We start from the raw sequence: 19200 nt of genomic DNA, 5'->3' as shown, positions 1-19200 counted from the left end.
TCTATTCTGTTTTTCTGTCGGTACATATTCCATCTATTATCTCATTCTCTTTTCTCTCACCTTTGAGGAAGGCGAACAGCCACCGGAAAAAGAACGGGGCTTGGTCTGTCCCCAGCTGTGAGCTTTCCCCGTTACGGGTGGCGCATATTGCAAACCGTCCCAGTCCGAGACTGTCCTGTGGCGGTACGATATGGAATGACAGATCTTCCGTACCGTTGATATGAAGCCCGCCACGGTAGGTGTAGAAAGTCTTTGCGGCTCTACTGTCCGTATCAATGTCCACCCGGCTGTAGCCGCAGCGTTTCAGTTCTCTGATGATTTCCCTGTTTGTCATAATTGTATCTGTCTGATTGGATTTGAAATGTTCTGGTGTACTGTTCCCGTATTTGGGGATATGCCGTGTTCTGACACCCACTTCCGGTATGCCGTGGCATATTCCTGCCTTTCTCGTTCCAGACTGCTTTCCGTCTCCGGAGTATATCCGAGCAGGCGTATGTATCCGCCATTGCAGCCTGTCAGTTCGCAGTGCATTCCGGCTGCCTCCAGTTTTCCGATGCGTTTCTGTGCCGTCTTCGCGCTTGAATACTCCTTGGGCCAGAAATAATGTTCTCCCTGTGAGCCGTAAAAGTCTTCTCCGAGTATCATTTCCCCGATATGCTTCCGGCTCTCGATGAAGCCGAAACGCGCCTTGCCCAGTGCCTGTCGCATAGCCTTGTGTGCAGGTCCTTCAGGATACCTGAACACTTCAGGAGTGTCTTTTCCCGTAATCTTCGGCAGTTCCATCCGGTACGGCTGTCTGTAGCTGCCGATTCCGAGCGTGAGGTAGAAGTTGGTGTGGAAATAGTCGGTCATGGGGTCGCTTTCATCGAAATTGTATGACATCACAAAATCCCTGACGTTTGTCATCACCCTCTTGGCCCGGTCGGTCAGACTGTCCGATGCCTGGATGTTGTAGTGGTTGATGTCTCCCTGTACCTTGCCGGATTTTCTGGTGAAAGCCTCGAAATCCGCTTTCATCAGCCGGATAAGGATTGAGTTGTATCCGTCCCTGCGGACCGAGAAGGTGTATCTCGGATAGGTCTCCTTGAGCCATGCCCTGACCAGTTCCGTGATTTCCGGCGCGGACTGCCCGTTGTAGTTGCGCCCTTTCCAGCGGTATTCATTGTACACGTATTCGGTGTATTCCTTTGCGGTGGCATCCTGAAAGTCGTGTTCGTAGCCTGTCGGGGTTGTGGAAACGCAAGGCTTGTCTTTCCAGACTTCGAACAGCTTTCCGAATTCGGTATTCACCTGCTGCATGAGGGCAGTGTCACCACCCTTGTCCGGGTGGTGAAGCATTGCCAGACGGCGGTATTCTTTTTTCAGCTCCGCCAGTGAGTGTATGTTCTGAAAATAAGTCATAGTGTAGATATTAAAGTCCCGCAAGACGGTTGATGAAATATATCTGCCAGTCCTGGTCGAGTCCGAGGTTGCTGCACGCGATTTCGAAGTCTTCGCATCTCAGGTCGTTGTCTTCCTGAAGTTCCTGCAGGTTTCTTATCTCGTCGTCCTGGTATTCCTGTGCCTCTTCCTTGCCGCAACTGCATGAGTTGCAGATCAGGTCAATGATGTTCCGTGCCATAGCCGTTGTCTTTAATTGTTTGTCAGGTATATGTTCCTCTTCTCGTCATAGTTTTTGCCGTTCCACCATTCGTCGGCGGCCTCGGCGAATGTCTGTCCGGAATTGGCTGAAGGGAAATCGGATGTCTTGAATCCGGTCAGGTATTCAAGGTTATCGGTGCTGTTGGATTTCCACCATTCCTGCATCTTTTCCAGAAAGGATTGTTTGGAGCAGGTCTCCACATTGTCCTCGCACCGGGAACACCAGATGTCATCGTCCACGTCACTATGGTATTCATTCGTGTTTACATCCACCCATGCCTGGATTTCAATCTCTGTTGAACCGCAATCACTGCACACCTTGATTTCGGAATCGTCCGGATGTTTGCGCCTGGCTTTGCCGTCATACAGGCTGACGGCCCGTTCCACCAGCTTTTCCCTGTAACGGTCCGTCAGTTCCGCATAGAACCGTTCAGCTGCTCCGAATATTCCCTTGTCCGTCATCAGAGACCATTTTTCCCAAAAGTGTGGGTGCATTTCCTTGAATACTGTCCTGCACTCTTCCTCGCACCAGGCATTCCACATGTAATAGAAGAAGCTGGAGACTGCATTTTCCGCTTGATATTTCATAATGTTGTTTTTATTTAAGGTTATACATCCTTGCAAAATAGCTGTTCACTTCAGGGATCCTTTTCTTGTAATAGGGCTGGTTGTCCCTGCACCAGTCCGCCAGTTCCTGTTTGTTCCTGAAAGGTTCCCTCCAGCTTTGCCCGCTCATGATCATTTCCACCTGCGGGGCCAGTTCCCTGATGAACGCTCCGACAGTCCATCCTTCCCAGACGTATCTGTCCATATTGATTTTTGTTGCCATATTGTCTTTTGTTTCAAGAGTTTCCTTTTGTATTTTCAAGTTGAAGCCTTACTGCTTCGTACATTTGATTAAGCCAATCAATGTTGCTGGCTCCAAGGTCGTAGGGAGTGTAGCAGGCCACTTCGTCCCCGCTTTCCTTCTCCAATGCGATTACTGTCATACTATCCTCCGTAACTTTAAGCTTCGTTACCCGGCATTCATATGGATCGCCGTTTTTCCCGAACCAGATGACCCATACCGGATCGTCATTGCTGTCACAGAATGAGATTTCTTTCAGTCCGTGCGTATCAAGCAGCTCCCTGATGGCTCCGATTATGTCCTTACGCAGTTCTTCAATCCTGTCGTTGAAACACATGGACGTGTATCTGACCTTGCCTTTGTCAACCCGTTCCCTGAAAGAAAGGATCTGCATGTCTGGGTGAGAGCCGAATCTCCAGTCTGTCACCTCGTCATCATCGCGGGTAGTGTGGATGTTTCCGCCCAATACCAGACCGCAGTCTTCCGTTACAATTCTTTCCGCCTCGTCGCGGTCTTCCGCCACGACCTTGTAGGTACCCTCGAAGGTGTACCTTACTCTTACATCGTACTTTGCCATAATTCCTATGATTTGGTTAATGATTTCTATTGTTGATTCTTATTCTTGGTTCTCGAACGATTCCGGTGACAACCGGTACAGTTCAGCCAGGTTCAGTTTGGCCATCGGGTATTCTACCCATCCGCTTTTGCGTCTGTATCCCGTATCTTCGGCAAGGCTGTTCCTTATGAGGAATTCCATCGCTTCCGGATTGTTGTTTATGTCAATGAATGCCTGGTCGGGAATCCCGAATGCCGGAGAGTCTTCCAGATTGACGGTAAGTACCGTGTATAGTTCCCCGTTGTCCGGTGATTCCAGACTCAGAACCGGCCATCCGTTCGGGTAGAAGCCGGTGACAAGCCTGAATTCCTTTCCATGGTACCGGAATGTCCTTTCAGACCGGTTTTTCCCGGATTCCTGAATTTTGAAGTCGTCTTCTCCTTCAGTGAATGTCCTCACCGGGCAGGACACATCGTAATGGCAGCCGTCTTCGTGTCCGCACAGGTATTCTTTTCCCTTGAATAGGATGATTGCATATTTCTTTTCCATGATTTGATATCTTTAAGTGACCATACTTGATTTATGAAGCGACAAGACCTATCTTTTCTCCGAAGAAGGAATCGCATACCCCGTACACATGCTTGATGGAGCATTCATATTTTGAGTTCTCGCTGTCAAGACGGAAGCGGAATCCGTGATAGTCCCTGACTTCCAGTTTCAGTCTGACATCTTTCAGGAGTTCCATTTCCAGGAGGCTTCCACCGCCGTACATGGAGCTGAAGATGCCGCAGCAGTTGCCTTTGGGAATAATGACTTCCCCAAGCGAGAATCCGGCATCATAAAGTTCCTGCAGGCTTACCTTGCCGATATAGGTCAGCAGGTTGGCACCGCAGCAGGAGTTGATAAGTTCATGGTAGAACTGTTCATAGGATACCTGTTCCTTGCCGTCCCTGTATTTTTTGTCGGGGAACCGGCCATATACCGTGTAGCCTTTCTCCACCAGCATTTTCTTCACTTTGGCTGGATTGAGGTTCAGCGCGTCTATCATATCCCCGAAATAGGATTCCTTGTACCGGTATCCTTCCTGCGATTCCAGCCAGTTGGAATTGATGCAGTCGTAGTTGGACAGCATCTCGACACGCACGGGGATGTCATCCGTGTTTTTGAGAAGTTCTTTCAGCGTGTCAGAGTCGTTTCTGTCATAGATTTCTTCCCTGATTTCGTCTTCGTGTTCTTGAAAGAACTTGTCCACTTCCTCTTCCCCGAAATCATGGAAACGGATACATTCATCCTTCAGCTTTGAGACGATTTCACGGACAGCTTCCCATTCGGCGTCACCGTACCATTCGTCCACTTTCTCCCACAGACTTTCACAGCTCCTTTCTTCCAGACACTTCTGGATGGTGTCACGGCAGTTGTCGAGATTGTCGTTGTAGTCCACCCATACCAGCGTGTAGGACTTGTCCATGAGCGATTTCACGAGTTCCATTGTCAGTCTTTCCTGTTCTTCCATTTCTGTTACCTGTGTACGGCAGGATTCTGTTTCCCGTACATGTCGTTTATAAATGAGAAGAGCGACCTTTCGGCCGCTCCCTTGTCATTCGTACTCTTCCTTGAGCCTTTCATATTTCTCTGTTTCCATTTCCGTCTCGCCGTCGAAGTGGAAATGTGCCATATGACCGTATCCGGTTTTAGGCTCACCGCCGCATTTGTGCAGTGCGGTGTCTATTTCCCAGTCGGTATCACCGATGCCGAGGGATATGTATGTCCCTCTGAGCATACACCCGGCCAGCCTCAGTGCGGCATCCTTCCTTTTTTCCCGGCGGAGCCTGTCAAATGCCGCGAGCGCGATTTCCCGGTTGGGTATTTTTATCGTAGTTTCCATATCGTTTCATTTTCAGTTTGCCGTTTCCTTGTCTTTCCCGCTGTCTTTTGCTGCCAGGACACCGAAAGGCAGATCGAGTATCCTGTGGTTAAAACATAGCGTTGAATTGTAGTCCGTGCGTTGCCAGAGGGTAAAATGGTCTCCGGCGAACGACCATCTGAAATAGCCTGACAGTGAGCCGAACTGCGGATTGACATTCCTGCTTATGAGGAAGCGGTTCACGTCCACGATGTGTCCCGCCGTCAGTAGTATGTTCAGTATTTCCACGAATGCCAGCTGCGAGTATGGGTCGATAGGCATTACAGGTCCTTTGAAGTTGATTTCCATATCTTTTGTCTTTTAGTCATAATTGTCATCAAATATTTCGTAACGGAATGGAAGCATGTCGCAGTAGTAGCTTGATACGCCCGTGTATATCAGGGCATCTTCTCCCGTGTCCGCGTCTTCTTCCGTTTCCGTGACGGTATCCCCGTACAGGTCATGGTAGTGTGATACCATCATGTGCGGGTCATCCGTGGTGATGTCATATCCGTAACTTCTGCTCCAGCTTATGAAAAACTCCGTTTCTTCCTCTTCGAGCCTTTCAAGGGCATCCCTGATCTCGAAGAAGTTGGGACAGAGCCATTCACGGCTGACCAGTGTGTCCGGAATGTTTTCCCATTTCGGATACCGGTATTCCGGTTCCTTTTCCCCGGGAAACAGGTCGGAACAGGCACTCAGGAACTCGCCCATGTCGCTGTAGTCGGACAGGTGCAGCCAGTAGTCCCTGTAATCCTTTATGTCAATGAGATGCTGTGTGGTCACGGCAATCTCTGCATTGTTCAGATCCATATTACTTGTCTTTTATGTATGTGGATGCCGGGGATTCCATTCCACCGACCTCGACAAGGTGCCGTGTCCCGGCTGTGCAGGGTTTTTCGGGAAAATACCGCAGCTCCGCGAGGATGATTTTCCTGAAAACCGCCTGCGGCCTGACCTTGCTCAGCCGATGGGGACGCGGCTTACCTTTGTCGGTGGGAATGGAACTCCCGGTCTTCTTCATACGGTTCATATTTATTCTGTTATGCGCTGGCTTCCCCAGCTGATGTGTATTTTGCCTTCACTGTCCTGCGTGCGGATGAGCAGGCTGTCGATGACAGACATCGTGATGTCGAACTCCTCGAAGATTTCTGACTGTTCTTTGACCTCACCGGTCTTGATGAATTCGTTCAGACGCTCCTTGGTCAGTACCAGTGCCATCAGGTTCTGTTCGACCGAATCTTCGTAGGTGACGTAGTGGACATCCTTCATTTCTTTGGAATCGAGACGGATGAAACGGAAGTAGAACTGTTCCATACGGGGGATGTTCCACTGCAGGGATTCCAGTATCACGTCGTTGCAGGTAGGTATGTTCACGGAGCTGCTCAGGCTCTGCTGTGTGCATATCAGGATGCCGTTGATGGTGGAGTCGAATTCGGTCACGATGCTCTGTCGTTTCTTGAAGGCTACATCTCCCTTGACCACAAATACAGGTCTGTCGGGAAAATATTCCCGGATATAGCTCTCGTAGAGGTCGAAGGCCGCCAATGTGGTACATCCGATGGCAACCTTACCCGGTATTGTCCTTATGAGCCTTTCAATATAGCGGGTCTTGGAAGGATAACTGTCACCGTAGTATCCCTCTATCAGGTGAGGTACCGAACAGGCTTTGATAAGCAGCTTGATCTGCCTCATGAGTCTCAGTCCTGCATCCTTTTTCGTGTCTCCCGTGCTGTTGTAGTACAGCTCACAGATGCGGCAGAATTCCTCGATGATGACACGGTATACCTCGTGTTCTCCTTCCGAGGGACGGACGGTATGTGTCCGTATCCGGTATTTCTCTCCTGCGAAGTCCCTGAATTTACGGGTGATGACCGTCTTGCCGATAAGTTCGGAGAGTTCGTCCTTGTTGTACACGTCCTGGTTCTGTTTCTCGATGCCGAATACAGTGGCTTTCCCCGGACAGTGGCAGGCACGGAAAAGGACATGCCCCCTGAAGGCGGGGAACGGTGTTCCGTAATCCGGGTTGTTCTCTTCCTCTATCTCGTGGTCCCTGTTTTCGTGGTAGACCTGCGGGCTCCAGCATATCATGTTTACGGAGTTGTTGTAGAGTAGTTCGAACTGGCTGTACAGTTCCGCGATGTTGTTGCGGGTGGTTGTTCCCGTGTCGAGGATCTTGTACCTGAGCCTCCTGAATATGCACAGGATGTTTCTTGTACGCTGCGATGTGGGATTGGTGATTTCGTCCGACTCGTCGAAGACAAGGCACAGCTTGCCGGAAGTGCGTTTCACAAAACGCATCAGTCCTCTTTTCAGTTTCCGGAGCATGGAGGTGGAGACGACAAGGAATGTCCCTTCCGGTATGTTGTTGAGGTCGCCGGCGGTCTGTATTGTACGGAAGCGTTCCTTGTTTATGGTAAGGAACGGTATCCAGGTCATGTTGGTGGCGATGGCCGGGGCAAGTATGATGACGTTCTTTGCCTTTCTGAACTTGAGCAGGTATTTCGCCCTGTGATAGACGGCGGCAGTCTTGCCTGAACCCTGCTGCCAGTTCAGCAGGGCGTAGCGTTTCTGCAACACGAGGTTCAGGTCGTGTTTCTGCAAGTCCGTGAATTCGCAGACTTCACCGTCCTTGTTGATGAATGTGGTGCGGTCCAGGTATTCCTTCAGGCCGGCATCTTCCCGCATATCCGCAAACTGGAGATTCTGGGTCTCGTATTGCCTCTGTTTGCGCCGTATCAGTTTACTGGCGGCACGGATCTGCCGCATGTTCTTTTCTGTGACGTTTTCCGGCATCGGGAGTTCGGCCCTTCCGAGTATGAGGTCGTTGATGCCTGCGGCCTTGTGCGTGACCTTGTCAAGCAGACGCGGGGCATATTGCTTCAGCTTGAAGCCGTAGGATGTCTTCACCAATGCCACTTCCTTGCGCTGCACCACGTTCTGCGAGGTGATGTACCTGCGGATGATGCCGAGAACCTTGCCGGTGGTCAGCTTCTTACGTTCCCATTCCTTTATCTGTTCCCGGGTGGCATTTTCCGGCGGTTTCTGGTTGCGGAATTTGGACACCAGCGCCTCCGCCTTTTCGACATGCCTGTTCAGCACGGCATGGGCTTTCAGCTCGTACATGTATTTGGCAAGCCTGTACTCGAACTGTTCCAGCTCTTCTTTGTCTATATGGTTGCACTCCCGCATCAGCTGGAGGCGCAGCCGGTGTTTCATTTTCCGCACTTCGGCTATGCGTTTCTTCAGCTCATCCATGCTGACAAACTCTTCCGCGTTGTACGGCTGCATTTCAATATGGAGGGAACGGCGGAGGAATACCATGATTTTTGTTGCGAAATTCTGCACGCCCACCGTAGAGAAGGCTGAATGTTCCAGCCTGGTCTGGCCGATGAAGGAGAAATTCGAGTTGATTTTCGCCACGCGTGTCTTTTCCCAGAACTCGTTCTGCATGAAGGAGAGAGGGACGATGACCATCAGGATTCCGGCAGGGTTGAGCACGTCATAGGCCTTGTCCATGTAGAATTCCTGCGACAGCCTGTAATCAAATTTCAGGTTGAAGGGCGGATTTCCGACAATGATGTCGAAACGCTGTTCGGGATTGTACAGCTGTATGTCGCATTTCTCGATATGAGCTTCCGGGTAGAGGTATCTGGCAACGGCCACCGCCTTGCCGTCAATGTCGAATCCGTAGGCATTGTGCAGGTTGGGCAGATGGTTGAAGAAGTTGCCCATGCCGCAGCACATGTCAAGTACCATTTCCGCCGATGTCGGAGAAAGGGTCTCCACCATGCTTCGGCATATGTCGTGCGGGGTGAAGAACTGTCCCATCTCGAATTCCTTCTTGGCCTCGGCGTATTCATGGTAGCTGGTGAAATCCGCCTGCCTGAGGTTGTGCAGTCCTCCGATTCCCGTGTAGCAGTTGTAGATGCTTTCCTTCGGAACGAGGTCCTTGCCGGAGTCTATGGCGAAAAGGATTTTCTCGTTGATCTCGGCACGCCTGTCCTGAGGAATCTGTTGGGGTATGATGGCATACATGTCTTTTCTTTTTTAATGGTTGGAAACGAAGACACCCCGCAAGGATGTCTTACGGGGTGTCTGAATAAGTATTTCATGAATCACTCTTCTCTGAGTGTGATTTCATCCAGCCGCAGCCTTCTGTAGCAGTTCTCTGCGGCCTGGCTGTCCTTGAAGCGTACGTCGATGCGTCCGTTCTTGTAGAACTTGATCTGTTCTGCGTTGCTCAGGGTGAGGTTGTACCATTCGGTTATATCCACATCGCGTCTGTCAAGGCCGATGACCATACCGCTTGAACCGTTTATCACGTCATCTGCTCCGTATGCGATACCTTCGCAGAAAATGTCCACTTTCCTTCCGCAGTCATACGAGAACTCATATTCCCGGTGGTATTCCAGATGGATGCTGTCCCAGGATACGATGTCAGGGAAAGTTATCTTGTCCTTTTTCAGTTCGGGCTTCACCTTGCTCCAGCGGGAAGGCTGTACCGTTTTTAGGAAACGGGCCAGCAGTTCTTCCTCTGCGGTCTCACGGAAACTTTTTCCGCCGAGGTGTTCGATGACCATGTCCACGTAAGTCTGGTAGACCGGACGGAATCCCATGCGCATGGCCTTCTCGTCGATTACAGGAATGGGGACATCTACATTGTAGGTCCTGTTGAAATAGGAAATGATGCGACTCGCGAAATTCGCGTTGGCATTGCAGTTGTTGTCCGCAAGCTCGTTGATGAGGTCAAACGGTTTGAATTCGTTGTGGGTATAGTCATCCTCCCCGCTGTTGTTGAAATAGAAATTCCGTATGGAGACCTTACCGTTATCCTCATACTTGAAGCTCTTGATTTCCCGATACCGTTCCGCTTCTTCCTTGAAGATGTCATACCATCGGTCGATACGGTCAAGTGTCTTGTAGAGCTGGTCCTGCTGTAGCTGGCAATACTGCCGGTCCTGTTCTGTAATCTTGTCCTCGTTCCTTACTTGCACGTTCAGGATACCTGTAAGCAGGTCAGTGTGGCTGCCTGCTGTTCTTGTTGCTGTTGTCTGCATAACTGTATTGTTTTAGAGATTGTCAATTTCGGGTTTGATACGGTAACAGTAGGTGATGTGGCTGTCCATGTCCTTGACCAGCTTGACCTGTTCGGGATGGAAGTTGAGACGCCGTTCCATGGCCGGGGCATCTATCTTGTCCCATTCGTGCTGCGGCAGGAACCGGTTTTCATGTCGGAAACACCAGAGTACGATCTGGTTTTCCCAGTTGCCCTTGAACACAGTCCCTTCATAGTCCTTCAGGAACTGCCGAAAGTTCTCTTCGGTCCTGAAAGCTATGTCGTAGCCCTGGTACAGGTTGCGTGCGTCCGGACCCGTGTCCTTGGTCAAATAATATTGTCTCCATGTTTCCGTGGTGAAATCACCGTAGAACGGATCAGGTTCGGAATAGGACCATAACGGTACTTTTGCCGTGAATGTGACGGCACCGTTGGCACACGCTCCGCAGTTTCCCCAGTCCTTGAATGCACCTTCCGTCCATCTGACGAATTTCAATTGCTTGGGGTCAATATGGTGGAAGGCCCCTCCGCTGACGCTCAGCCGGATATTGGCGTCCTGCTCCCATACAAAGGGAATATAAGGTTCTTCACAGATGGAAATCCGACCGTTCTCTTCATCATTGTTTTCAATAAGGGCATTGCTGTAATATTTCCCGTATCTGTCCACATAGATGAGTCTGTCACCTATCTGTGGAGTCTTTTCCGAGCGTGTCCTTTCTATCAGTTCCACATAGCCGTTGGCCATATCCACGTCCTGCTGTGTCAGCCAGTGTTCATGATCGTACAGAATGTTCAGTGGCTTGAGTGTTTCCACCGTGTACTTGTTCTTTGTTGCCTGTAACATAACATTTGATTTTTTGTTAGTCCGGCTTCTGGGGCCGGAGTTCCCATAACTACAGGCCTAAAAAGGTCGTGTTCCGTACATGCAAGGCTTCGGGAAAAAATACCGCAAGCCCTCCGGGGCGAGGATGATTTTTTCCACGAACCCGAAGGGCTTGGCCTTGCTTGTACGGGAAGAACACGAATTACCTTTGCCTGTGGTTATGGGGACTCGGCTACGGTATGCTCGTTTTTCCCGATATGTTTTTATTCCGTAAGATTGCAGCCGTTTATATGGCCTTTTCAGAAAGAAATGTTATCTTTGCAGGTGAGATAAAGAGTTATTTGAAAGCATGAGAAATATGGCGGTTCGGAACAGTCCGGCTTTTTCTTATCCATTGCCCGTTCTCGTGCGAGTTTTATCCAATCTGTTGATAGTCAAATAAAACCTACCTGATTACAACAAATATAGGAAAAAGCTGAGGCGGTGACTAATAAATTACGTTAATTTGCTGTTCCAAAAGGATGACAAACTGTTATTTAAGTTTTGACTTTATGGCTTCTGAAATTTCTTCCATCAGCCATTTGGGGGTGGAAGTGGCTCCGCAGACACCGATGGAATTGGCACCGGCTAACAGAGAACTATCTATTTCTTCGGCACTGTCTATCAAATGTGAATTGGCATTGACTTTTTTACACTCACTGAACAGCATCTTGCCGTTAGAGCTTTTTTTGCCGCTGACAAAGAATATTAAATCATGGGAAGCTGCAAATTTCCGGATATTAGGTATCCGGTTTGCTACTTGTCGGCAGATAGTGTCATAGGACTCGAAAGTGACTTTCGGTGAGATATGTCCCTCTATGTATTTCACAATGTTTTGAAATCCGTCCAGAGACTTTGTGGTCTGGGAGTAGAGACGGATGTCTTTGCTGAAATCCAGTTTCCTTGCCTCTTCCTGCTTTTCGATGACGATGGCCTTTCCGGTGGTTTGTCCTACCAGACCCAGTACTTCGGCGTGTCCATTTTTGCCATAGATGACAATTTGCTTGTCGCGGTTGTCTTCCTGGACGTACTCTTGCTTAATCTTCTTTTGCAGGCGGAGTACGACCGGGCAGGTTGCGTCAATGATTTCTATATTGTTGCGGCGGGCAATGTCATAAGTTTCAGGGGGCTCTCCATGAGCACGCAGCAGCACTTTGGCGTTGTGGAGGTGGTTGAATTCCTCATGGTTGATGGTAATCAGCCCCATTGCCTTCAGGCGTTCCACTTCACGGCTGTTGTGCACGATGTCTCCCAGACAATAGAGGGTTCCTCCTTTCGCCAGTTCCTCTTCTGCCTTGTTTATTGCGGTGACAACTCCGAAACAGAAGCCGGAGCCTTCGTCTATTTCTACTTTTGCCATATCCGGTTCAGTTCTTCTCCTTTATAACCCGTTCGAATTGTTCCGCCAGCCATTCCTTTTGTTGGGAAATGCTCAGGTGGCTGTTGTCCAACAATAAAGCGTCAGAAGCTTTGCGCAGCGGACTTACATCCCGGTTTTGGTCAATATAGTCCCGTTGTTTCACATTTTCCAGAATTTCGTCAAAGCTGGCTTCTTCCCCTTTGGCCTTTAGTTCGTCATAGCGGCGTTGTGCCCGTATCTCGGGGGTGGCGGTTACAAAAATTTTCAGCTCGGCATCCGGAAAAACGGTAGTGCCGATGTCGCGCCCATCCATAACGATACCCTTGGCCTTGCCCATCTCTTGTTGCTGTGCTACCATAGCTTCGCGTACGAAATCCAATGTTGCAATGGGGCTGACACGTGAAGATACTTCCATGGTACGGATTTTGTTTTCTACATTTACTCCGTTCAGGTAGGTATCTGGGCGTCCGGTTTCGGGGTTCAGGCGGAAAGAAATATGTATATCCTTTATTAGACTTTTCAGTTTTTCGGCATCTATGCGGTCACCCTGGAAAATACCATTCTCTATACTATATAATGTTACTGCCCGATACATGGCACCACTATCTATATATATGTAACCGATTTCGCGGGCGAGGTCTTTGGCCATAGTGCTTTTCCCGCAAGAGGAAAAACCGTCGATTGCTATTGTTATCTTTTTCATGACTTTTATGCTATAGTTATATAGGTATAACACCTGCAAAACAGAAAATTTCAATATTTCATTTAAAATTCTTGCCAAAGATACGGTATTTTTAAAATATCTCGTTACATTTGTGGCACAAAAGCACATGGAGGTTTTTGAAGGATTAAAAAAATGAAAATGGAGCGCCTATTGTGTAAAAAAAAACAGCAGAGCGTGAACATTCTTGGGAAAAGTGCTATATTTGCCCCAAATGAGAAACACTAAAATTATATTATAAATTATGGAAATTAAGAAATCACCTAAGGCAGACCTGGAGAGTAAGAAGTCGACTTGGCTGCTTGTCGGTTATGTAATCGTGCTCGCTTTCATGTTTGTTGCGTTCGAGTGGACAAAGCGTGACATCAAGATTGACACGAGCCAGGCTATTACCGACGTATTTTTTGAAGAGGAAATCATCCCTATTACAGAACAGCCGGAGCAGGTTACTCCTCCGCCTCCCGAAGCCCCTTCAATTGCAGAGACGTTGACTATCGTTGAAGACGATGCTGACGTGGAAGAAACGGCCATTGTATCTTCTGAAGAATTGAACCAGGCAGTGGAAATCAAATATGTTCCCGTAGCAGTGGAAGAGGAAGAACCGGAAGAACAGACTATTTTCGAGGTGGTAGAACAGATGCCTGAGTTCCCGAATGGTGGTATGGCTGGTTTGATGCAGTATTTGAGCAAGAATATTAAATATCCTACTATTGCACAGGAAAACGGAACTCAAGGCCGTGTAACTGTACAGTTCGTGGTTAATAAGGACGGTAGTATCGTAGATGCTAAAGTTCTGAGAGGCGTTGACCCGTATTTGGACAAAGAAGCTGTCCGCGTGATTATGGGCATGCCGAAGTGGAAACCCGGTATGCAGCGTGGTAAACCCGTTCGTGTTAAGTATACCGTGCCTGTAATGTTTAGATTGCAGTAATAAAATATCTATAAGTGGGAGAGGCTGCCGGAATGCAGCCTCTTTTCATTATCCGCTATTCCCTAAATTCTGAAAATGCCATGTTTACAGCTTCCGAGCTTTTAGAAAGAATAAATTCTCATATTGCAGAATTGCAGTTTACCCGTACTCCTCAAGGTTTATATGCTCCCGTTACCTATGTGTTGTCCATGGGCGGAAAAAGAATCCGTCCGGTATTGATGTTGATGGCCTACAATCTGTATCAGGAGGATATTACCCGTATTTTTAACCCTGCAACGGGGATTGAAGTGTATCATAATTATACTCTTTTGCATGACGACTTGATGGACCGTGCAGACCGTCGCCGTGGTAAGGAGACGGTACATAAAGTTTGGGATGACAATGCTGCCATCCTTTCGGGGGATGCAATGCTTGTATTAGCTTATCAGTTTATGGCTCAATGCCCGGTTGAACACCTGAAAGAGGTGATGGATATATTTAGCCTGACTGCACTGGAAATCTGTGAAGGACAGCAGCTGGATATGGAGTTTGAACATCGGAAGGATGTGAAGGCAGAGGAGTATCTGGAAATGATTCGTCTGAAAACTTCGGTATTGTTGGCTGCAAGCTTGAAGATTGGCGCTCTTTTGGGAGGGGCTTCTTCTGAAGATGCGGAGCAGTTGTATGATTTTGGCATGAACTTGGGTGTCGCTTTTCAGTTGAAAGATGATTTCCTGGATGTTTATGGCGATGCTGCCGTCTTTGGAAAGAATATTGGAGGTGATATTCTGTGCAATAAAAAGACCTACATGCTGATAAAGGCTTTTGAACATGCGGATGAGGAGCAGTTGACCCGCTTGAATGCTTGGGTGGATGCTGTTGCATTCAACCCGGAGGAGAAAGTTGCTGCGGTGACGGAACTGTATAACCGGATTGGCGTCAAGGAACTGTGTGAGAAAAAGATGGAAGAGTATTGTGAACGCGCAATGGAAAGTCTGTTGGCGGTGAAGGTGGCAGATGAAAAGAAAGAGGAATTGAAGAACCTGATGGCTAACCTGATGCATCGGGAAGTATAACTTTAAATCCGGGAGAAAATGCCTTATAGAAGATTGCCTAATACAGATCAAGCGAGAATACGGGCGCTGAAAGCAGTGGTCGTCAAGGGTGATATATGTAATGTGTATGATTTGGCCGTATCTTTGAAGGCGTTGACTGATGCGCGGAATTTTCTTACAAAGTTTGAAGCTGCGCAAGCTTATTATGCCGACTGTTTTGAGCGGCAGGCTCGGGCGGGACGTAAGCATCAGGCTAATGTAAAGACTGCCCGTCTGTATATTTCTCATTTTATCCAGGTGTTGAATTTAGCTGTCATCCGTTCTGAAGTGCGTATTGCTCATAAGGAATATTACGGTTTGGACACAAGCAACAATAATGTGCCTGATTTATCGACAGAGCCTGCCTTGGCAGAGTGGGGGCGTAAAATCGTGGATGGGGAAAACAAACGTATATCCCAGGGAGGAATTCCCATTTATAACCCTACGATTGCAAAAGTGAGGGTGCATTATGATATTTTCATGGATAGTTATGAGAAGCAAAAGAATCTTCAATCTTTGACAGCCCGCAGTTTGGACACCTTGGCTTCGATGCGTGCAGAGGCGGATGGTTTGATTTTGGATATATGGAACCAGGTTGAAAAGAAATTCGAGGAGGTCACTCCCAATGAGAAACGTTTGGATTTATGCCGTGATTATGGAATAATCTATTATTACCGTACCGGTGAGAAACGCAAAGAGTAAGTTGAAGAATGAGATTGATTGATTCACATTCCCATCTTTTTTTAGAAGAGTTTGCAGAGGATTTGCCTCAAGTGATGGCTCGTGCCCGTGAGGCAGGAGTCACGCATATTTTTATGCCCAATATCGATAGTACCACCATAGGACCTATGCTTCGGGTGTGCCGTGAATATAAAGGGTATTGCTATCCGATGATTGGATTGCACCCTACCTCTGTGGGTGCGGATTATGAAAAGGAGTTGGAAATAGTGGCCCGGGAGCTGGCTTCACCGAATGAATTTGTTGCGGTTGGCGAGATTGGTATGGACTTGTATTGGGATAAGACTTTTCTTAGAGAGCAGCAAAGGGTGTTGGACAAGCAGATTGAGTGGGCTTTGGAATACGGTTTGCCGGTAGTGCTGCATTGTAGGGAAGCGTTTGACCATATATATAATGTGTTGAAACCCTATCAGCAGACTCCTTTGAAAGGAATTTTCCATAGTTTTACGGGAACCTCGGAAGAGGCCTGCAGGATTATGGAATTTGCGGATTTCATGATAGGAATAAATGGTGTGGTGACTTTCAAGAAATCAACTTTGCCCGAAGTCTTGAAGAATATTCCTTTGGAACGCATCGTGCTGGAAACCGATTCCCCTTATCTGACTCCGGTTCCCAATCGAGGCAAGAGGAACGAAAGCGCATATGTTAAGGATACTTTGGTAAAGGTGGCCGGAATCTATGGGAACTCTCCTGAAAAGGTGGCCCAGGTTACTTCTGATAACGCTTTAAAAGTGTTCGGAATGCTCAAATAAGCTCTTTAAGATTTTAAAGTTTATTAATTTTGAGATTTTATTTAATATAAAACGGGGAGAATGAGGCAGAACAACAAAAAAAAGAATACATTTGTAGCTGAAAACGCTGGTGGTTCGCATTTTTTTTGTAATTTGCACCCGATTTCAGAAAAGGCGTCTATTGGAGAGATGCTCGAGTGGTTGAAGAGGCACGCCTGGAAAGCGTGTATACCCCTAAAGGGTATCCGGGGTTCGAATCCCCGTCTCTCCGCAGTGTGATAAAATGGAGATAAAACAACAAATTATAATAAATAAATTAATTAATTAATCTTAAAAATTAGACACACAATGAAAAAGTTATTTGCAATTGTTGCTGTGATGGGAGTCTTAACATTTGGCTCAACTCAACTTGCTCAGGCTCAAGATGCTCCTGCAGCTGAACAAACTGAACAAGCAGCTGTAGCACCTGCTGCTGACGCTGCTGCTCCTGCCGCAATGGAAGCTGCAGAAGGTGGTATCCACAAAGAACTCAAAACTAAGTTTATTGAAGGTACTGCATCTTTCATGAGTTTGGTAGCTATCGCATTGGTTATCGGTCTTGCATTCTGTATTGAACGTATCATTTATTTGAGCTTGGCTGAAATCAACACAAAGAAGTTCTTGGCTGCTATTGAAGCTGCTTTGGAAAAAGGTGACGTTGAAGCTGCTAAAGACATCGCACGTAACACTAGAGGTCCTATCGCTTCTATCTACTATCAAGGTCTGATGAGAATTGACCAAGGTATCGACGTAGTAGAAAAGTCAGTAGTTTCTTACGGTGGTGTACAAGCTGGTTACCTGGAAAAAGGTTGCTCTTGGATTACACTGTTCATCGCTATGGCTCCGTCTTTGGGATTCTTGGGTACTGTAATCGGTATGGTGCAGGCATTTGATAAGATCCAGCAGGTAGGTGATATCTCTCCGACGGTTGTAGCAGGTGGTATGAAGGTTGCCTTGATTACAACTATCTTCGGTTTGATCGTTGCCTTGATTCTGCAGGTATTCTATAACTACATCCTGGCTAAGATTGAAGCTTTGACCAGCGAAATGGAAGATTCTTCTATCTCTCTGTTGGATATGGTTATCAAATATGACTTGAAATACAAAAAATAATTAAGATGGCTAAGTTATCATATAAAGTATCATACTATGCACTGTATGTCATGTTCGCTATCATCTTGGTAGTGTTGGGCATGTTCTTCTTCGGTGGAGATGCTCAGGGCGATGCAGTGTTGGCAAGCGTTGACGCAGAAATGTGGCAACCGGCTCATACAGACGCATTGATTTATTTGATGTACATTCTGTTCTTTGTAGCTATTATTGCTACCGTGGTTGGTGTTTTGTTCCAATTTGGAGCTGCACTGAAAGACAATCCGGGAGCAGCGTTGAAATCTTTGATTGGTTTGGTTATATTGGTTGCAGTTGTTGTTATTTCTTGGACTATGGGTAGTGAAGAACCACTTGTTATTCCGGGTTATAGCGGAACTGAGAACGTACCTTTCTGGTTGAAGCTTACTGACATGTTCCTTTATTCTATCTATATCTTGTTTGCTGGTACAGTCTTGGCAATCATTTTTAGTAGCATTAAGAAAAAATTATCATAATCAATTGAGGTAACTCAATTTAAAGATATAATTACAATGGCTAAAAAGAAAAGAGAAGTTCCTGAAATTAACTCAAGTTCTACTGCGGACATCGCTTTCTTGTTGCTGATTTTCTTCTTGATTACAACATCTATGGATACCGACCGTGGTTTGGCAAGACGTTTGCCGCCTCCACCGGAAAAGGACCAGAAGTTGGACGATGCAAAGAAGAAGGAACGCAACGTATTGCAAGTCTTCTTGAACATGCAGGACCAGTTAATGTGCGGGAATGATTATATTACTGTTGACCAATTGCGTGCAAAAGCAAAAGAATTTATTGCCAATCCGTATAACGAAGATACAAAACCGGAAAAGATTTCTAAGAATGTTCCTTTCTTCGGTACAGTACAAGTGACGGAAGGCCATGTGATTTCTTTGCGTTGTGACCGTGGTTCTTCATACAAAGCATATATGTCTGTACAGAATGAGTTGGTAGCAGCTTATAACGAGTTGCGTGATGAATTGGCTCAGGAAAAGTGGCAGAAGAATTATATGGAGTTGGATCAAGAACAACAAGATGCAATTCGTGAAATTTATTCTCAGAAGATTTCTGAGGCAGAACCTAAAAAGTACGGAGAAAAGAAGTAATGGGAAAATTTAATAAGACTGGTAAACGTGGAATGCCGGCGTTGAACACTTCTTCTCTGCCTGACCTTATCTTCACCTTGTTGTTCTTCTTCATGATTGTAACAACGATGCGTGAGGTAACATTGAAGGTTGAGTTTAAGGTTCCGCAAGCTACAGAATTGGAGAAACTTGAAAAGAAGTCTTTGGTTACGTTTATCTATGTAGGAAAACCTACTGCCGAATTTCGTAAGAAGTTAGGTAATGAGAGCCGTATCCAGTTGAACGACAGCTATGCTGAAGTTGCTGAAATTCAAGATTACATTATTGGTGAACGTGCCAGTATGAAGGAAGAAGATCAGCCGCAGATGACAGTGTCTTTGAAAGTTGACCAAGATACGAAAATGGGTATCGTAACAGATATCAAAGAAGCGCTTCGTAAGGCTTATGCTTTGAAGATTAACTATTCTGCGCAACCGCGTCAGTAAAAGTTAGTTTAATGATATAATAAAGGTCGTTTCATTTGTTGAAA

General features: G+C 47.1%; 25 protein-coding genes and 1 tRNA gene. 9 read left to right on the top strand and 17 right to left on the bottom strand.

Annotated features, from left to right (window positions below; translation table 11 throughout):
* Nucleotide 1 precedes the first annotated feature (1 nt).
* The 17 genes from DWZ67_RS01925 to cmk form a co-directional block, all read right to left on the bottom strand.
* Nucleotides 2-334 (bottom strand): hypothetical protein, encoded by a 333-nt coding sequence (locus DWZ67_RS01925; protein WP_057281950.1) that lies wholly within the window; start codon nucleotides 332-334, stop codon nucleotides 2-4.
* Nucleotides 331-1401 carry an LPD29 domain-containing protein gene (locus DWZ67_RS01920; protein WP_120138025.1) on the bottom strand — a complete coding sequence of 357 codons (1071 nt, stop codon included), beginning with the start codon at nucleotides 1399-1401 and terminating at the stop codon, nucleotides 331-333. Before DWZ67_RS01920 ends, DWZ67_RS01925 begins: the two co-directional genes overlap by 4 nt.
* 10 nt (nucleotides 1402-1411) lie before the next feature.
* A complete protein-coding gene (locus DWZ67_RS01915; RefSeq protein WP_120138024.1) occupies nucleotides 1412-1621 on the bottom strand; it encodes a hypothetical protein in 210 nt (69 codons plus the stop codon).
* An 11-nt stretch (nucleotides 1622-1632) separates the two neighbouring features.
* Nucleotides 1633-2229 (bottom strand): hypothetical protein, encoded by a 597-nt coding sequence (locus DWZ67_RS01910; protein WP_120138023.1) that lies wholly within the window; start codon nucleotides 2227-2229, stop codon nucleotides 1633-1635.
* 10 nt (nucleotides 2230-2239) lie between these two features.
* Nucleotides 2240-2470 (bottom strand): hypothetical protein, encoded by a 231-nt coding sequence (locus DWZ67_RS01905; RefSeq protein ID WP_005801758.1) that lies wholly within the window; start codon nucleotides 2468-2470, stop codon nucleotides 2240-2242.
* Nucleotides 2471-2483: 13 nt separating this feature from the next.
* Nucleotides 2484-3065, bottom strand: coding sequence for a hypothetical protein (locus DWZ67_RS01900; protein WP_120138022.1), 582 nt, complete (start codon nucleotides 3063-3065; stop codon nucleotides 2484-2486).
* Between the two features lie 39 nt (nucleotides 3066-3104).
* Entirely contained in the window at nucleotides 3105-3593 is a 489-nt protein-coding gene (locus DWZ67_RS01895; protein ID WP_025279125.1) for a DUF4313 domain-containing protein, read from the bottom strand.
* A 31-nt stretch (nucleotides 3594-3624) separates the two neighbouring features.
* Nucleotides 3625-4557, bottom strand: a complete 933-nt coding sequence (locus DWZ67_RS01890; RefSeq protein WP_057254240.1) for a hypothetical protein — start codon at nucleotides 4555-4557, stop codon at nucleotides 3625-3627.
* A gap of 84 nt (nucleotides 4558-4641) precedes the next feature.
* On the bottom strand, nucleotides 4642-4929 hold the full coding sequence (locus DWZ67_RS01885) for a hypothetical protein (protein ID WP_022460396.1): 288 nt from the start codon (nucleotides 4927-4929) through the stop codon (nucleotides 4642-4644).
* A 12-nt stretch (nucleotides 4930-4941) separates the two neighbouring features.
* Complete coding sequence (locus DWZ67_RS01880) at nucleotides 4942-5256, bottom strand: hypothetical protein (protein WP_005801751.1); 315 nt, start codon at nucleotides 5254-5256, stop codon at nucleotides 4942-4944.
* Nucleotides 5257-5268: 12 nt separating this feature from the next.
* Nucleotides 5269-5760, bottom strand: coding sequence for a hypothetical protein (locus DWZ67_RS01875; RefSeq protein ID WP_032944355.1), 492 nt, complete (start codon nucleotides 5758-5760; stop codon nucleotides 5269-5271).
* 1 nt (nucleotide 5761) lies between these two features.
* On the bottom strand, nucleotides 5762-5971 hold the full coding sequence (locus DWZ67_RS01870; RefSeq protein WP_225226238.1) for a hypothetical protein: 210 nt from the start codon (nucleotides 5969-5971) through the stop codon (nucleotides 5762-5764).
* An 11-nt stretch (nucleotides 5972-5982) separates the two neighbouring features.
* On the bottom strand, nucleotides 5983-8985 hold the full coding sequence (locus DWZ67_RS01865) for an N-6 DNA methylase (RefSeq protein WP_120138021.1): 3003 nt from the start codon (nucleotides 8983-8985) through the stop codon (nucleotides 5983-5985).
* A gap of 80 nt (nucleotides 8986-9065) precedes the next feature.
* Nucleotides 9066-10007 (bottom strand): hypothetical protein, encoded by a 942-nt coding sequence (locus DWZ67_RS01860; RefSeq protein ID WP_120138020.1) that lies wholly within the window; start codon nucleotides 10005-10007, stop codon nucleotides 9066-9068.
* 12 nt (nucleotides 10008-10019) lie between these two features.
* Entirely contained in the window at nucleotides 10020-10850 is an 831-nt protein-coding gene (locus tag DWZ67_RS01855; protein WP_120138019.1) for a DUF4121 family protein, read from the bottom strand.
* A gap of 511 nt (nucleotides 10851-11361) precedes the next feature.
* On the bottom strand, nucleotides 11362-12228 hold the full coding sequence (locus DWZ67_RS01845; protein WP_005827134.1) for a 4-hydroxy-3-methylbut-2-enyl diphosphate reductase: 867 nt from the start codon (nucleotides 12226-12228) through the stop codon (nucleotides 11362-11364).
* A gap of 7 nt (nucleotides 12229-12235) precedes the next feature.
* Nucleotides 12236-12931: a (d)CMP kinase gene (cmk, locus tag DWZ67_RS01840; protein ID WP_034525522.1), complete on the bottom strand. Its 696-nt coding sequence runs from the start codon at nucleotides 12929-12931 to the stop codon at nucleotides 12236-12238.
* 262 nt (nucleotides 12932-13193) lie between these two features.
* Here cmk and DWZ67_RS01835 point away from each other — a divergent pair, with 262 nt between their 5' ends.
* From DWZ67_RS01835 to DWZ67_RS01795, 9 genes are all read left to right on the top strand, one after another.
* Complete coding sequence (locus DWZ67_RS01835; RefSeq protein ID WP_005827130.1) at nucleotides 13194-13880, top strand: energy transducer TonB; 687 nt, start codon at nucleotides 13194-13196, stop codon at nucleotides 13878-13880.
* A gap of 80 nt (nucleotides 13881-13960) precedes the next feature.
* Nucleotides 13961-14935, top strand: coding sequence for a polyprenyl synthetase family protein (locus DWZ67_RS01830; protein ID WP_034525526.1), 975 nt, complete (start codon nucleotides 13961-13963; stop codon nucleotides 14933-14935).
* Nucleotides 14936-14953: 18 nt separating this feature from the next.
* Nucleotides 14954-15655, top strand: coding sequence for a hypothetical protein (locus DWZ67_RS01825; RefSeq protein ID WP_005827126.1), 702 nt, complete (start codon nucleotides 14954-14956; stop codon nucleotides 15653-15655).
* Between the two features lie 8 nt (nucleotides 15656-15663).
* Nucleotides 15664-16443, top strand: coding sequence for a TatD family hydrolase (locus tag DWZ67_RS01820; protein ID WP_005827124.1), 780 nt, complete (start codon nucleotides 15664-15666; stop codon nucleotides 16441-16443).
* Nucleotides 16444-16605: 162 nt separating this feature from the next.
* Nucleotides 16606-16693: transfer RNA gene (locus tag DWZ67_RS01815), tRNA-Ser, on the top strand.
* 77 nt (nucleotides 16694-16770) lie between these two features.
* On the top strand, nucleotides 16771-17574 hold the full coding sequence (locus tag DWZ67_RS01810; protein ID WP_009037966.1) for a MotA/TolQ/ExbB proton channel family protein: 804 nt from the start codon (nucleotides 16771-16773) through the stop codon (nucleotides 17572-17574).
* Nucleotides 17575-17579: 5 nt separating this feature from the next.
* Complete coding sequence (locus DWZ67_RS01805) at nucleotides 17580-18065, top strand: hypothetical protein (RefSeq protein ID WP_005827118.1); 486 nt, start codon at nucleotides 17580-17582, stop codon at nucleotides 18063-18065.
* A 36-nt stretch (nucleotides 18066-18101) separates the two neighbouring features.
* Nucleotides 18102-18692 carry an ExbD/TolR family protein gene (locus DWZ67_RS01800; RefSeq protein WP_005827116.1) on the top strand — a complete coding sequence of 197 codons (591 nt, stop codon included), beginning with the start codon at nucleotides 18102-18104 and terminating at the stop codon, nucleotides 18690-18692.
* Nucleotides 18692-19156: an ExbD/TolR family protein gene (locus DWZ67_RS01795; RefSeq protein WP_005827114.1), complete on the top strand. Its 465-nt coding sequence runs from the start codon at nucleotides 18692-18694 to the stop codon at nucleotides 19154-19156. Before DWZ67_RS01800 ends, DWZ67_RS01795 begins: the two co-directional genes overlap by 1 nt.
* The last annotated feature ends 44 nt before the right edge of the window (nucleotides 19157-19200 follow it).

The sequence above is a fragment of the Bacteroides sp. AF34-31BH genome (assembly GCF_003602795.1).
Lineage (GTDB): Bacteria > Bacteroidota > Bacteroidia > Bacteroidales > Bacteroidaceae > Bacteroides > Bacteroides uniformis.
Note: the sequence above shows the minus strand (reverse complement) of the source record. Positions and strands in the feature narration are given on the sequence as shown.